Source organism: Neglectibacter timonensis, assembly GCF_900048895.1.
In the GTDB taxonomy this organism is placed as follows: Bacteria; Bacillota; Clostridia; order Oscillospirales; family Acutalibacteraceae; genus Acutalibacter; species Acutalibacter timonensis.
This window is the reverse complement of sequence record NZ_LT160640.1, coordinates 1-13,928: the sequence shown is the minus strand read 5'-3', so window position 1 is coordinate 13,928 and position 13,928 is coordinate 1. Positions and strand designations below refer to the sequence as shown.

Annotated in this window: 10 protein-coding genes, 6 tRNA genes and 2 rRNA genes; 2 read left to right on the top strand and 16 right to left on the bottom strand. The window is 47.3% G+C overall.

Annotated elements, in window-relative coordinates:
• Positions 1-4 precede the first annotated feature (4 nt).
• The 6 genes from BN3911_RS08875 to BN3911_RS08850 all read right to left on the bottom strand — a co-directional run bounded on the left by BN3911_RS08875 (position 5) and on the right by BN3911_RS08850 (position 4,400).
• Positions 5-463: a hypothetical protein gene (locus BN3911_RS08875; RefSeq protein ID WP_066864422.1), complete on the bottom strand. Its 459-nt coding sequence runs from the start codon at positions 461-463 to the stop codon at positions 5-7.
• A gap of 19 nt (positions 464-482) precedes the next feature.
• On the bottom strand, positions 483-923 hold the full coding sequence (locus tag BN3911_RS08870) for a LytTR family DNA-binding domain-containing protein (protein WP_066864420.1): 441 nt from the start codon (positions 921-923) through the stop codon (positions 483-485).
• Between the two features lie 195 nt (positions 924-1,118).
• Complete coding sequence (locus BN3911_RS08865) at positions 1,119-1,874, bottom strand: class I SAM-dependent methyltransferase (protein WP_066864417.1); 756 nt, start codon at positions 1,872-1,874, stop codon at positions 1,119-1,121.
• Between the two features lie 63 nt (positions 1,875-1,937).
• A complete protein-coding gene (locus tag BN3911_RS08860) occupies positions 1,938-2,714 on the bottom strand; it encodes an ABC transporter permease (RefSeq protein WP_066864415.1) in 777 nt (258 codons plus the stop codon).
• 66 nt (positions 2,715-2,780) lie between these two features.
• On the bottom strand, positions 2,781-3,584 hold the full coding sequence (locus BN3911_RS08855; protein WP_066864409.1) for an ABC transporter permease: 804 nt from the start codon (positions 3,582-3,584) through the stop codon (positions 2,781-2,783).
• A 12-nt stretch (positions 3,585-3,596) separates the two neighbouring features.
• A complete protein-coding gene (locus tag BN3911_RS08850) occupies positions 3,597-4,400 on the bottom strand; it encodes an ABC transporter ATP-binding protein (RefSeq protein ID WP_066864406.1) in 804 nt (267 codons plus the stop codon).
• A gap of 157 nt (positions 4,401-4,557) precedes the next feature.
• On the opposite strand from BN3911_RS08850, the gene BN3911_RS17775 reads away from it, so the two are divergent.
• Positions 4,558-5,466 (top strand): DNA-3-methyladenine glycosylase I, encoded by a 909-nt coding sequence (locus BN3911_RS17775; RefSeq protein WP_082942338.1) that lies wholly within the window; start codon positions 4,558-4,560, stop codon positions 5,464-5,466.
• A gap of 161 nt (positions 5,467-5,627) precedes the next feature.
• On the opposite strand, the gene BN3911_RS08840 is transcribed toward BN3911_RS17775, so the two are convergent.
• Both BN3911_RS08840 and BN3911_RS08835 read right to left on the bottom strand, forming a co-directional pair.
• Positions 5,628-6,107, bottom strand: a complete 480-nt coding sequence (locus BN3911_RS08840) for a GNAT family N-acetyltransferase (protein ID WP_066864401.1) — start codon at positions 6,105-6,107, stop codon at positions 5,628-5,630.
• Positions 6,108-6,210: 103 nt separating this feature from the next.
• Positions 6,211-6,567 (bottom strand): VOC family protein, encoded by a 357-nt coding sequence (locus BN3911_RS08835; RefSeq protein ID WP_066864400.1) that lies wholly within the window; start codon positions 6,565-6,567, stop codon positions 6,211-6,213.
• A 187-nt stretch (positions 6,568-6,754) separates the two neighbouring features.
• Between BN3911_RS08835 and BN3911_RS08830 the strand changes: the two genes are divergently transcribed.
• A complete protein-coding gene (locus tag BN3911_RS08830; RefSeq protein ID WP_066864397.1) occupies positions 6,755-7,885 on the top strand; it encodes a hypothetical protein in 1,131 nt (376 codons plus the stop codon).
• A 97-nt stretch (positions 7,886-7,982) separates the two neighbouring features.
• Here the strand turns inward: BN3911_RS08830 and BN3911_RS08825 are convergent.
• The 8 genes from BN3911_RS08825 to BN3911_RS08790 all read right to left on the bottom strand — a co-directional run bounded on the left by BN3911_RS08825 (position 7,983) and on the right by BN3911_RS08790 (position 13,631).
• A tRNA-Ile gene (locus BN3911_RS08825) sits at positions 7,983-8,059 on the bottom strand.
• 47 nt (positions 8,060-8,106) lie between these two features.
• Positions 8,107-8,182 (bottom strand) — tRNA-Asn (locus tag BN3911_RS08820).
• Positions 8,183-8,216: 34 nt separating this feature from the next.
• Positions 8,217-8,291, bottom strand: a tRNA-Glu gene (locus BN3911_RS08815).
• A gap of 28 nt (positions 8,292-8,319) precedes the next feature.
• Positions 8,320-8,395 (bottom strand) — tRNA-Lys (locus tag BN3911_RS08810).
• Positions 8,396-8,522: 127 nt separating this feature from the next.
• Positions 8,523-11,359 (bottom strand): 23S ribosomal RNA (locus tag BN3911_RS08805).
• A gap of 309 nt (positions 11,360-11,668) precedes the next feature.
• Positions 11,669-11,745: transfer RNA gene (locus BN3911_RS08800), tRNA-Ile, on the bottom strand.
• A gap of 124 nt (positions 11,746-11,869) precedes the next feature.
• Positions 11,870-11,945: transfer RNA gene (locus tag BN3911_RS08795), tRNA-Ala, on the bottom strand.
• Positions 11,946-12,091: 146 nt separating this feature from the next.
• Positions 12,092-13,631 (bottom strand): 16S ribosomal RNA (locus tag BN3911_RS08790).
• The 16S and 23S rRNA genes sit together here with 6 tRNA genes alongside, the layout of an rRNA operon.
• Between the last annotated feature and the right edge of the window lie 297 nt (positions 13,632-13,928).

The window sequence follows — 13,928 nt, the reverse complement described above, 5'->3', positions numbered from 1 at the left end:
AATCTCAAACTTTTCCCTCTTCATTCCTTTCTTTTCCTGCCTTATACTGGCCCAGCAAGCCGTTGTATTTTCTACCTGTAGCCCAATAATATATTTCAAACCCCAACGTAATTCCAATAAAGCCTAAAAGATAGAAAGCCGCAAAGCTGATCCAGGCCCAGGGGTCTTGAATAGGGAACCAACGGAATAGTACAGCACAGAGGCCAGCCACTCCGAACATAGGGATTGAAAACACCAGCATGCGGACCGAATAACGCATTTTTTTGATCACCTTGCCGGAGAAACAGACGAACTGCAGCAGCGTCGCCCCTACCGAAAGACCCAACAACTCAAACACCATCACGAGGTCCATCGATCTCTCACCGAAAGCCAGACTGCAGACGGTATAGATCAGTACGGCGGCAGTAAAAGATAAGCACGCCCAAGTTTTAAGTTCCACCGCGGCTTCCAATATTTTTTTCACAGTAATGACCTCCTTCTTGTCATTTCAGGCCCAATTTCTCTTTAATGTACCAGGCATACTGACGGGAGACAAAAACTGTCTCGCCGTTGCTCATAGCAAGCTGCATCCTTCCTCCAAAATCGGGTCTCATAGATTTAATCTCGTTAAAATTGATTACCATGGATTTTGACGCACGAAAAAAATCACAGGCAGCCAGACGGTCTTCCAGCTCATACAGACGCAGGGATGTTTCATAGACTCCTTCAGAAGTATAAAGAAAAGTCTTCTTATCCACTGTTTCTATATAGAGAAGCTTTTCCGCTTCCAGCAAAAATGTCTGCCCATCTCTGTACCCGGTGATCTTTCGCTCAAATACCCGCAGGGCGGAGATCAACTTCATCACTTGTGAATCTGTCTTTTGACACCGTATGATAACCTCAATCTCCCGGTACTCCGCTCCTTCCTCTACGAATAACTTCATGTTCCGCCCCTCCTTTCCGTAGCTACCGCCTCAGTATAACCTCCGATTCCGGTACTTACAACCGTTTTTTACCAAGAAGCAGAATTTCCCTACTAAACTGCGGGAGACCCGATGCAAAATGCATCGGATCTCCCGCAAATACTTCTCGATTCAAATTACCATTCTGTCTGTTCTCATTCTGATCTTCCACAGTGTTCATGGCTTTCTTGTCAGATACAGAGCTATCGTATCATGGATCATAATCCTTCCACCCGCATCAAGAACCGCGTCACGAACAGCATTCAGGAACCGTGACCGGTAAGGCTCCTGCAGTGTAATGTGCTCCACCTGAGTGCTGACCAAATATTCCACATATTCGTCTGCCGTAAGTATCCTTGTCCTTTTCCAATCGAGATAATGAAAGTCGACAAACCCATAATTGACCGCATTGCCGTAATCCAGCTTACAGTTGTATTTTGTTTCCACACGGAAATAGCGCCGATACGCTTCCTCTATCTTTTCATACAAAATTTCATTGCCTGATTTTTCATCTGACAATGTCATAAACATCGCCAGGGCGCCTCCGCTTTTCAGCAGGTCATACACTTTTGGAAATCCTATTTTTTCAGGAATCCACTGAATCGTCGCTGCCGAATACACCAGGTCAAATTTCTGATCGCCAAAATCATATGTCTCAAAATCACCATTCATTATATGGAAACGGGGGTAAGAGCTGAATTTATCCTTCATGAATTTCGTAAAATTTTCTCCCAGTTCAATGGCCCAATACTCACACCCGGTCTTCAAAAAAGGCTCAGTTGCCTGACCGGTTCCTGGACCGATCTCCAGCGCTGCTTTTCCATCCTCCAGTTTGGTATACTCAATTACTGCGGCAAATAATTCATCACAGTAACGGGGCCTCCACTGATCGAACTTTTCCGGAATTTGGTCATAAGTTTTTCTGAAATCCATTTTACCGCAGTCCTTTCCGTGTTTTTCCTTCCCTTGTTGGGAAATAATCTTATATGCCCTTGCTCAAGAACCTGTAGATCTATAATGACGAACGCCAAACCGCCACAGCAGCCAGCAGGGAATTAAAAAAGCAGAGGCTATCAGCGGCAGGAAAACATAGAGTAGATCAGTACTTCTTCCCAGCAGATACAAAAGCGGATAATACTGCACCAAAGCATAAGGGATCACAAAAGTACAGAACTCCAATACACGCTTTCCATAAATGCTCAAGGGATATTTGCCATGCTCCTTTACGCCATCGGTGAAGACGTTTACCACTTCCAGCCCGGCGGTAGTAAAAAAGGAAAGGGTGGCTCCCAGGACAAAGATTCCAGCAAACAGCAGAGTCCCCCCCAGGATCATGAAAAGAAGCGTCAGTACCCGGAGAAAATTCCACTCCACCCCGGCAGTAGCCATCGCATAGGGCAGCAGAACAAATCCCTGCAGCAACCTGCCCATACGAGTGAAATCCATCTGGCTTGTAATCACTTGAAATACCGTATTCCTGGGGCGAACCAAAATACGGTCGAATTGACCGTTGCCCAACATAGAGGCAAAACGGTCAAAGCCGCGAAAGAAAAACTCCGCCAGATAGAATTGAAACAGCACTGCACTGTAGCACAACAATACCTGACTGTAAGTAAAGCCTTCCACAGAATGAAAGCGCTGAAACATAAAATAGACGCCTAAAAACACTTCAAAGGACACAAAGAACTGTGCCAACATGGTAAGAAAAAAAGATACCTTATACTGCATAGCGCCTTTTAAAAAGACGGAGAAATATTTTCTGTAGAGTCTCACAAGACGCACCTTCCTTCCCTTTTTAAAGCTTGACCTGTTCCAAAGCCAGGGCACAAGAGTTCTCTGTCAACCGCCCTGAATCACGGTCTTTTTCATGGCGTTTCTTTCCAAGAGCTTTCCTGCCGCCACCAGCACCCCAAGCCAAAAAAACTGCAGAACCACCGTGCGTATCAGTGTAATTCCGGCAATATCTCCGGAATAGATCCGCAGGGGAGCATTCAAGGTGGCGGCAAAGGGCAGAAGCTCCAAGACCTGGCGGATCCCATCCGGCATGAAGGGCAAGGGGATGACAGATCCCTGGAGAAAATCTGTAAGACAGGCAGATATGGTCCGTACGCCTGTGGAATTGACAGTATAGAACGTGCTGAAATATACCAGCATACAAATCGCCGAGGAAACCAGCATTCCCAAAATGCCAGACAGCAGTGCCCACAGGAGCTGCTGTACACAGGAAGGCGCAGAGATTCCATAGGGCGCTGGCAGAAGTGCGCCCAGAATCAGCACAGGCCAACAGCGCAGGAACGTGGCAGAAGCCCTAGTGGCTACAGTTCTTGCAAACCACATATTGTAAACGCTTACCGGCCTGCAGAGTTCATAAGCCACACTCCCGCTGCTGATCGCTTCCAGAATATCATATTCAAAGCCCCAGGGTTGAAACAACATCAAAAAGGCTTGCTGCAGCCAGACATATGTAGCAGTCGCCTGAAAGGTCATGGGGAAGGCATTGGGGTCCGCCCGGTAAAAGGCTCGGTAAGCAAGGATCAGCATGCCGCCCCAGGCGAACTGGGTCACCAGGCCGGCAAAAGCCGCTACCCGGTATTGAAGTCCCATAGAGAACCGCAGACGGAAAAAACTCAGATATTTTTTCATGCCCTCTCCCTCCTAAATTTCATACTGCTTGTAAAGTTGAGCCAGCGTCTCATCGATGTTCTTTCCGCCGTCTCCGCTGGAAGCCAAGCGGATATCCTCCAGCGTACCGTCCAGCAAAATCCTCCCTTTGCCGATAAGAAGTACACGGCTGGCTAGGGCTTCAATATCCTGCATGTCGTGGGTAGTCAGGATTACCGTGGTTTTGTGTTCTCGGTTCAGCTGTTTGATGAAGTCCCGCACCGCCAGCTTGGACACAGCATCCAGGCCGATAGTGGGTTCGTCCAAAAACAGGATTCGCGGGCTGTGAAGCAGGGATGCAGCCATTTCACACCGCATCCGCTGGCCCAGGGAAAGCTGCCGTGTAGGAGTACGAAGCAGCTCCGACAAGTTCAGAAGCTCTGTCAGTTCAGAAAGATTTTTGCGATACAAATCTTCTGGAACCGCATAGATTTCTTTTAGCAGCTCAAAAGAATCAATTACAGGCACATCCCACCAAAGCTGCGATCTCTGCCCGAATACCACGCCAATCTGCCGTACATGGTTAACCCGGTCTTTCCAGGGAACTTGTCCATCAACCAGGCATTCTCCGCTGTCCGGTGTCAAAATTCCGCTTAGTACCTTAATTGTGCTGCTTTTTCCCGCGCCGTTGGGACCGATATAACCTACCATTTCTCCTTCTCCGATAGAAAAAGATACTCCATCCAAAGCATGTATTTCCTCGTATTCCCTGTGAAACAAGGCTTTGAGGGCCTGCGAAAAACCAGCGTTCCGCTTTGCTACACGAAAGGTTTTCCTCAGGTGCGACACTTCGATCATACTCAAAACACACTCCCTTCTCCTGTATCGTTCAAATTGCTGTCTTCGCGCCAAAATTCGGCACGGAAATTTATTATAGCCTTCTAGTTTAAAAAAGTCAAACAAAATTTGATTTTTTTGTGAAATCATGTTAAAATCAAAAAAACAGGAGGAGCTTATGGAACAGCATCGGTGTGTCTGGGCAAACGGAGACCCACTTTTAGAGCGCTATCATGATGAGGAGTGGGGAAATCCTCTGTGCGACGACCAAAAGCAATTTGAATTTCTAAGTTTGGAAGTCATGCAATGTGGTTTGAGTTGGATGACCATACTGCGGAAGCGTGCCGCTATGCAGGCTGCTTTCGATCAATTTGATTACCAAAAGATCGCCTGCTATAGGGATGATAAAATCGCAGAACTATTGGAGAATCCAGGAATCATTCGTTCCCGGAAAAAAATAGAAGCGATCATCCATAACGCGAAATGCTTCCTGAAGATTCAGGAAGCAGAAGGCAGTTTTAGCAAATATCTTTGGTCTTTTGTGAATGGAGTTCCCCAACGCTATCCTGATGGAGAACGGAACAGGCCCTATAATGAGCTCTCAGAACAGATCAGTACAGACTTGAAAAAGAGGGGCTTCAAATTCCTTGGCCGGGTAACAACATATTCGCATCTGCAGGCAGCAGGAATCATTAACGATCATGACGCCGCCTGCTTCAAAATCCGGGAAGGGCAAGCGGTGAAACCAGCTGAAATACTAGGTTCAACTGTGTTGGTTGCAGTCGACCGTCCTCTCGGTTCCGTCCACCCATCGCATCCCGACATCGTGTATCCTGTCAATTACGGCTATGTTCCCGGTATCTTGGGTGGGGATGGAGAAGCGCAGGATGTATACCTGTTAGGAGTAGACCAGCCTGTGCCAAGCTGTCGTGCCGTAATCCTGGCAGTTGTCCATCGGAGAGACGATAACGAGGACAAATGGATTGCCGCGCCGGAGAGGTATACTTTTTCCAAAGAAGCTATTTGGGAACAAGTATGGTTTCAGGAACAGTACTTTGATTCCGAGCTTATCATGGTGGACGAATAAGCAAATGAAGGGATCCGATTCCGATCCGCGTCATCCAATGCTATTGCCAAGGAACCCGCCGCAAATCGGGGCAGGTTCCTTGGCAATAAAAAAGGCTTGCATCTGCTCTCTACAGACCGCAAGCCCATCTTCTTGAGAATACTTGAAAGATAAAATACAATTTATCCCCTTTGTGCTTCCAAATAGACAGACATCCTTCCCTCTTCCTCAAAGCGTTCCACTTCTCGAAACCCGGCTTTTTTCAAGGCCTCGATGGATGACAGATTATCCGCATAGGTAAAAGCTCCCATTTTATTGATCTGATAACGGGAAAAGACCTCTGGAAGAAACAGTTTGGCCGCTTGGGAGCCTATCCCTTTCCCCCATAGTTTTTTTTCAAATATCAAAAAACTGAACATTGCCATTTTTTCTTCCCGTTCATCAATTCCATAGCACCAGACATCGCCGACATAGCAACCATCTGCGTAAATCACGCGGCCAAAGCTGGAAGCCCCCGGGAAAAGAGATTCTTCGTACTGCCGCAGGGATTCTTCAAAGGTAAGTTCTGCTATAGGGATTAAGGCCCGGATTTCCGGATCCTTCGTTCTCTCCCAGTAAGTCTTTACATGATCAGCCGTTCTGGCTTTCAATTCCACATTCATTCAATCTTCTCTCCCTTATTACAAGCCTATAAAACAGATGCACTGCGTCCCAGGCAATGGGACTATAAGAAATAATTGATAGTAACCATTGTACATGCACTTATCAGTTGTGTTCGATTGGAAAACTTCGAAACACAATAGAATTTCCATCGGGATCGTTAAAATACATATTTTTTGCGCCCCATGGTCTTAGTGTCGGAAACTCTGCTATCTGTACACCGAGCTTTTTTAGCCGCTCAAATTCCATATCCACATCAGTGACTGTAAACGCAAGACAAATATGTTGAGAGTTATTTTCTCTTCTCTTCCCATCATTATAAATAGTGAAACCGGTTCCTTCTGTTAAAATAACCTGGTGAATATCATCCTCACTGTCATTATCAATATTAAAAAGCATTTTGTAGAAATTCGCTAGCCTAATTACATCATTCGTTGAAAGAGAAACCTCGCCGATTTTCATTTTGAAATATCTCCTTGTCCACAAGTTTAACACCGTTCTTATTTTATCATACAAGTTAAAAGAAGTCGACTGATTTACAACAATCGGCTTCCTTCAACAAATAAGTTCTCACGTTGGATTAATACGAAACATTGCAGCAAAAGAATAATACCATACATATCATTAAAATATTGGAGAGGAGATTTTTATGACACTTAATGACGTAATAAGAAAAATTCGAAAAGAAAGTTTTGCCTCTTCACTTTATGCCACAGACGGATGCAATACGGTTAAATTTGTTACAGACAATCAAAATGAATACTTTGCAGTAGAACAGTATTTCAATACTATTTGGGATATATGGGAATCAAAAGATTTTTTGGGTAGCGAGCTTCTTCTTACTCGGATTATTAGTCTTAAACTGGAGCATTATGACGAAACAGTTTCCATGTTTCATTTTAGGCCGCAAAATGATTTATTTTATGATAGAACGTCAGGCTTTTTATACAACGATGATCTATTCTATGTTGTAGCGAAAAATCCATCAGATAGTATCACAATTTTTGATAAAAGAAGAAGAGAAGTGTATTTTTTACGAAGCTCAGACAAGGTTGATACGATACACCTGAGTCAACTTATAAAAGATCCAATAAATTCACAAAGGTTGATGCAAAACACAATATTGCTGCACTCTTCTTCTTGTGTCTTCGAAGGTAAGAGCTTCTTATTTCCCGCTCAAAAAGGAGCTGGAAAGTCAACGATTGTCACGAGTCTTCTAAGTTATGGGGGCAAATATATTGGCAATGACTCCTCGTTTGTTTTTGTACAAGGAAAGAGACTGTTCCTCAGCAAAAACCCCCATTGTTTGCGCCTAGGTCTTGAAACGGTCGAACATAATGATAACCTGAAAAATTATTTAGCAAACACAGCCAATATCAGTCAGTCAAAAATGTTGTATGCAGAACTTGTTATAAATGGTAAAGTACAGATTGTCCCTTCTGCCTTAAAACATATATTTGGTGAATCTTCAATAGCAAAAGATATGTGTCCTTTGGACTATATCGTATTTCCAAAACTTTCTGTCGATAAACAGTACAATACAATTCGGCCTTTATCAAGAGAGGAGGGGATAGAGAAATTAGCAGGATGCATCAAGGATTCTGATCATAAAGTGAATTGGCTGCCATTTAACGAAATAGGTGATTTGGAACAAGCGACTAATCAGGCATTTCATGAAATCTGCGAAAATTTACCTTCTTGTTATGCAATCGAATACAATGGGAATCCTTTAGAAGTGTATCATTCGATGGAAAATTTTATTAATAATGAAAGGAATTAATTTAAGGGTATATATTATCCGTTAAAACTTTAGGCCCAAATAAAAAAGCAGCCAACCTTTGAACTGTTATAAGTTCAAAGGTTGGCTGCATCTCGTTTGGTGGACCATCAGGGACTCGAACCCCGGACCGACCGGTTATGAGCCGGTTGCTCTAACCAACTGAGCTAATGGTCCATAAAAGAGAACCGCCGCTAAATAACTTAACGGCGGCTCTTCATTTTTGGCTCCCCCTGTTGGACTCGAACCAACGACCCTGCGGTTAACAGCCGCATGCTCTACCGACTGAGCTAAGGAGGAATATCTCGGCAGTTTACTAAACTGCCGCAGTTCTTGGTGACCCGTGCGGGAATCGAACCCACGTTAACGGCGTGAGAGGCCGCTGTCTTAACCGCTTGACCAACGGGCCAAAGAAACTGGCTCGCAGCCAGTTTGTATGGTGCACCATCAGGGACTCGAACCCGGGACACCCTGATTAAGAGTCAGGTGCTCTACCAACTGAGCTAATGGTGCATTCAAAGGGAAACTGTAAAACAGAATACCCTAAAAACTGAATAAAGGAAGAAGCGAGAAAGAGATCGAAGTGGGGAGACAAAATCAGAAGAAAATGTCTCAAAGAAGCCTGACCTAAAAGAAAGCTATGGTCAAGCCCTCGGCCTATTAGTACTGCCAAGCTGAACATGTTACCATGCTTACACACGCAGCCTATCAACCTTGTAGTCTACAAGGGGCCTTACTAGCTTACGCTATGGGATATCTAATCTTGGAGGCGGCTTCACGCTTAGATGCTTTCAGCGTTTATCCGTTCCACATATAGCTGCCCAGCTATGCCACTGGCGTGACAACTGGTGCGCCAGAGATGTGTCCATCCCGGTCCTCTCGTACTAAGGACAGCTCTCCTCAAATATCCTGCGCCCACGACAGATAGGGACCGAACTGTCTCACGACGTTCTGAACCCAGCTCGCGTACCACTTTAATCGGCGAACAGCCGAACCCTTGGGACCGAATACAGCCCCAGGATGTGATGAGCCGACATCGAGGTGCCAAACCTCCCCGTCGATGTGAACTCTTGGGGGAGATCAGCCTGTTATCCCCAGGGTAGCTTTTATCCGTTGAGCGACGGCAATTCCACTCTCATACCGCCGGATCACTAACTCCAACTTTCGTTACTGCTCGGACCGTCATCCTCGCAGTTAGGCCCGCTTATGCGTTTACACTCTAAAGCACGGTTTCCATCCGTGCTGAGCGGACCTTTGAGCGCCTCCGTTACTCTTTTGGAGGCGACCGCCCCAGTCAAACTGCCCACCTAACAATGTCCCCCGGCCGGATTCACGGCCGCAGGTTAGAATTCCAACAATCTAAGGGTGGTATCCCAAGGTTGACTCCACACAAGCTAGCGCCCGTGCTTCCTAGTCTCCCACCTATCCTGTACATAAATTATCGAAACCCAATATTAAGCTGCAGTAAAGCTCCATGGGGTCTTTCCGTCTTGTCGCGGGTAACCGGCATCTTCACCGGTACTACAATTTCGCCGGGCGGGTAATTGAGACAGTGCCCAGATCGTTACACCATTCGTGCGGGTCGGAACTTACCCGACAAGGAATTTCGCTACCTTAGGACCGTTATAGTTACGGCCGCCGTTTACTGGGGCTTCGATTCAATGCTTGCACATCTCCTCTTAACCTTCCAGCACCGGGCAGGTGTCAGCTCCTATACTTCATCTTTCGATTTAGCAGAAACCTGTGTTTTTGATAAACAGTCGCCTGGGCCTATTCTCTGCGGCCACATCGCTGTGGCATCCCTTCTTCCGAAGTTACGGGATCAATTTGCCGAGTTCCTTAACTACCCTTCTCCCGTTGGCCTTAGAATCCTCTTCCTATCTACCTGTGTCGGTTTGCGGTACGGGCGCCTAAGATATACACAAGGCTTTTCTCGCCCTCGTCTAAGCATACTTCCCTACTTGATTTCGGTCCCTTTCGCCCGGGGCAACCATCGCCCGGGTTATGCTCTTTCAAGGTGTCCCCTTGCTTAAATCTTTTGGCGGCTACGGAATTTCCACCGTATGTGCATCGGCTACGCCTCTCGGCCTCACCTTAGCTCCCGGCTAACTTGGAGCGGACGAACCTTCCTCCAAAAACCTTAGACTTTCGGCCAATATGATTCTCACATATTTCTCGCTACTCATTCCGGCATTCTCACTCGTATGAAGTCCACCAGCGCTTCCGCTCTGACTTCACCCCTCATACGACGCTCTCCTACCACCCATACTTGCGTATGAATCCCAAGCTTCGGTATACACTTTAGCCCCGTTAAATTTTCGGCGCAGGGTCACTCGACCAGTGAGCTATTACGCACTCTTTTAATGAGTGGCTGCTTCTAAGCCAACATCCTGGTTGTCTGTGCAACCCCACATCCTTTTCCACTTAAGTGTACTTAGGGACCTTAGCTGTGGGTCTGGGCTGTTTCCCTTTCGACAATGAAACTTATCTCACACTGTCTGACTCCCGTACATCAATTATCCGGCATTCTGAGTTTGATAGGCTTCGGTACCCTCTCGGGCCCTAGGCCATTCAGTGCTTTACCTCCGGTAATCTAATACGAGGCTAGTCCTAAAACTATTTCGGAGAGAACCAGCTATCTCCGGGTTCGATTGGAATTTCTCCGCTACCCACACCTCATCCGCTACCATTTCAACGGGAGTCGGTTCGGTCCTCCATGGAGTTTTACCTCCACTTCAACCTGGACATGGGTAGGTCACCCGGTTTCGGGTCGAATACATCTGACTTTATGCGCCCTATTCAGACTCGCTCTCGCTTCGGCTCCGGACCTTAAGTCCTTAACCTTGCCAGATGCATTCACTCGCCGGACCATTCTACAAAAGGTACCCGATCACCCATTGACGGGCTCTCGGTGCTTGTAAGCACAAGGTTTCAGGTTCTTTTTCACTCCCCTCCCGGGGTTCTTTTCACCTTTCCTTCACAGTACTTTACACTATCGGTCACTGGGTAGTATTTAGGCTTGGAGGGTGGTCCCCCCATCTTCCCACCGGGTTTCACGTGTCCGGCGGTACTCTGGATTCAGCTAGCTCAGTTCCTCTTTCGCATACGTGACTCTCACACTGTTTCGTCGGCCTTCCCATGCCGTTCTGCTAGATTCCCTGATACTTGTTGCTGTCCTAACCCCGGGGATATTACTACCCCCGGTTTGGCCTCTTCCGCGTTCGCTCGCCACTACTAGCGGAATCTCGGTTGATTTCTCTTCCTCGCCCTACTTAGATGTTTCAGTTCAGGCGGTTCCCCTCATACACCTATGGATTCAGTGTATGATGTCTGGACATGACTCCAGACGGATTGCTCCATTCGGATATCTACGGATCGATGCCTACTTACGGCTCCCCGTAGCTTTTCGCAGTTAGTCGCGTCCTTCTTCGGCTCCCAGTGCCAAGGCATTCCCCTTGCGCTCTTTGTAGCTTGACCATGTGATTCTTTCTTTTGAGTAGCTAAATCTTTCGCATTTCTTTGAATAGACTTAACTTTGCAGAAAAGGCGTCTCTTCCCTTCCTGCTTCTTCGCTTCTTTGAAATTGTAGTCATTTACCTTTAACCAGATCTTTCGACCAAATTAAATCTAAATAACATTCTCGATTTCTTATCTGCTTCGCTTTATTCAGTTTTCAAGGTACTCTTCTTGGGCTTAAGAACCGAGTCACTCTCTGCCTTTTGGCTTATACTTCGTATAAGCTTCCGACACTGCTTCTCTTTTCTTAATCCCCGCACCTCTCGGTGCTGGTGGGCTTAAGTGGACTCGAACCACCGACCTCACGCTTATCAGGCGTGCGCTCTAACCGGCTGAGCTATAAGCCCATTTCTTGGTTTGAGAGGTGGTTTCTACCACTCTGCCCTTTTCCTGCCTCCGACTTGTCAACAATACGGGCGCAATGCCAATTTCTCAACCTTGCTCCCTATCGCAGCTTGCCTTCCGCAGGTCTGGTGGAGATGAACGGGTTCGAACCGATGACCCCCTGCTTGCAAAGCAGGTGCTCTCCCAGCTGAGCTACACCCCCATATTCTTTTCAGAAAAGAAGTGTTCCCTTTCTCTCCTGAGGTTCCCTTTCAGGACCCTCAAAATTAAACAACGATTAGATTTCTAAGACTCGTCCTGACCTTGGATGTTAAAAGGCTGACTTCCGTCTCCTTTTGGTCTCCATAGAAAGGAGGTGATCCAGCCGCACCTTCCGATACGGCTACCTTGTTACGACTTCACCCCAGTCGCCAATCCTACCTTCGGCAGCGTCCCCCTTGCGGTTAGACTACTGACTTCGGGTATTACCGGCTCCCATGGTGTGACGGGCGGTGTGTACAAGGCCCGGGAACGTATTCACCGCGGCATGCTGATCCGCGATTACTAGCAATTCCAACTTCACGCAGGCGGGTTTCAGCCTACGATCCGAACTGAGACCATTTTTAGGGTTTTGCTCCACCTCGCGGGCTTGCTTCCCTCTGTTAATGGCCATTGTAGTACGTGTGAGGCCCAGGTCATAAGGGGCATGATGATTTGACGTCGTCCCCACCTTCCTCCGTTTTGTCAACGGCAGTCCTGCTAGAGTGCTCTTGCGTAGCAACTAACAGTAAGGGTTGCGCTCGTTGCGGGACTTAACCCAACATCTCACGACACGAGCTGACGACAACCATGCACCACCTGTCTCAACTTTCCCCGAAGGGCACCTAATGCATCTCTGCTTCGTTAGTTGGATGTCAAGACCTGGTAAGGTTCTTCGCGTTGCTTCGAATTAATCCACATACTCCACTGCTTGTGCGGGCCCCCGTCAATTCCTTTGAGTTTCAACCTTGCGGTCGTACTCCCCAGGTGGATTACTTATTGTGTTAACTCCGGCACGGAGGGGGTCAGACCCCCCACACCTAGTAATCATCGTTTACGGCATGGACTACCAGGGTATCTAATCCTGTTTGCTACCCATGCTTTCGTGCCTCAGCGTCAGTTAAAGCCCAGTAGGCCGCCTTCGCCACTGGTGTTCCTCCCGATCTCTACGCATTTCACCGCTACACCGGGAATTCCGCCTACCTCTACTTCACTCAAGCTCTACAGTTTCAAAAGCAGTTCATGGGTTAAGCCCATGGATTTCACTTCTGACTTGCAGAGCCGCCTACGCACCCTTTACACCCAGTAAATCCGGACAACGCTCGCTCCCTACGTATTACCGCGGCTGCTGGCACGTAGTTAGCCGGAGCTTCCTCCTCTGCTACCGTCACTATCTTCACAGAGGACAGAGGTTTACAATCCGAAAACCGTCTTCCCTCACGCGGCGTTGCTGGTTCAGGGTTTCCCCCATTGACCAATATCCCTCACTGCTGCCTCCCGTAGGAGTCTGGGCCGTGTCTCAGTCCCAATGTGGCCGTTCAACCTCTCAGTCCGGCTACCGATCGTCGACTTGGTGGGCCGTTACCCCGCCAACTATCTAATCGGACGCGAGTCCATCTTTCAGCGGATTGCTCCTTTGACCGCCGCTCCATGTGAAGCTGTGGTCTCATGCGGTATTAGCGTCCGTTTCCAGACGTTATCCCCCTCTGAAAGGCAGGTTACTCACGCGTTACTCACCCGTCCGCCACTAAGATAAACAAGAAATTCTTACAGCAAGCTGTCTCCCTTTCAGCGTCTATCTCCGTTCGACTTGCATGTGTTAGGCACGCCGCCAGCGTTCGTCCTGAGCCAGGATCAAACTCTCTAAAATATGGTATCTAAAACCCTCTCGGGTCTCAAATCATCTTTAGAGCTTTTGTAGCTCATTTGACGTCTCTGACGTCTGTCACAGATTTTAGGTTCTGTTTCCTTTGTTCTCCCTCGAGTTCCCTCAAGGAATTACGGGTCCTATCTTTCTTCTCGTTGTTTAATTTTCAAGGTCCTCTGCTCTCTCGAAATCCAGCTTCTATGCGGCTTCAAGCTCTCTCGAGCTCCCTTCCGCTTCCGCCCTCTCTCTCGAGCGCTTGACTATAATATCAAATCCTTATCCTTTTGTCAACTACTTTTT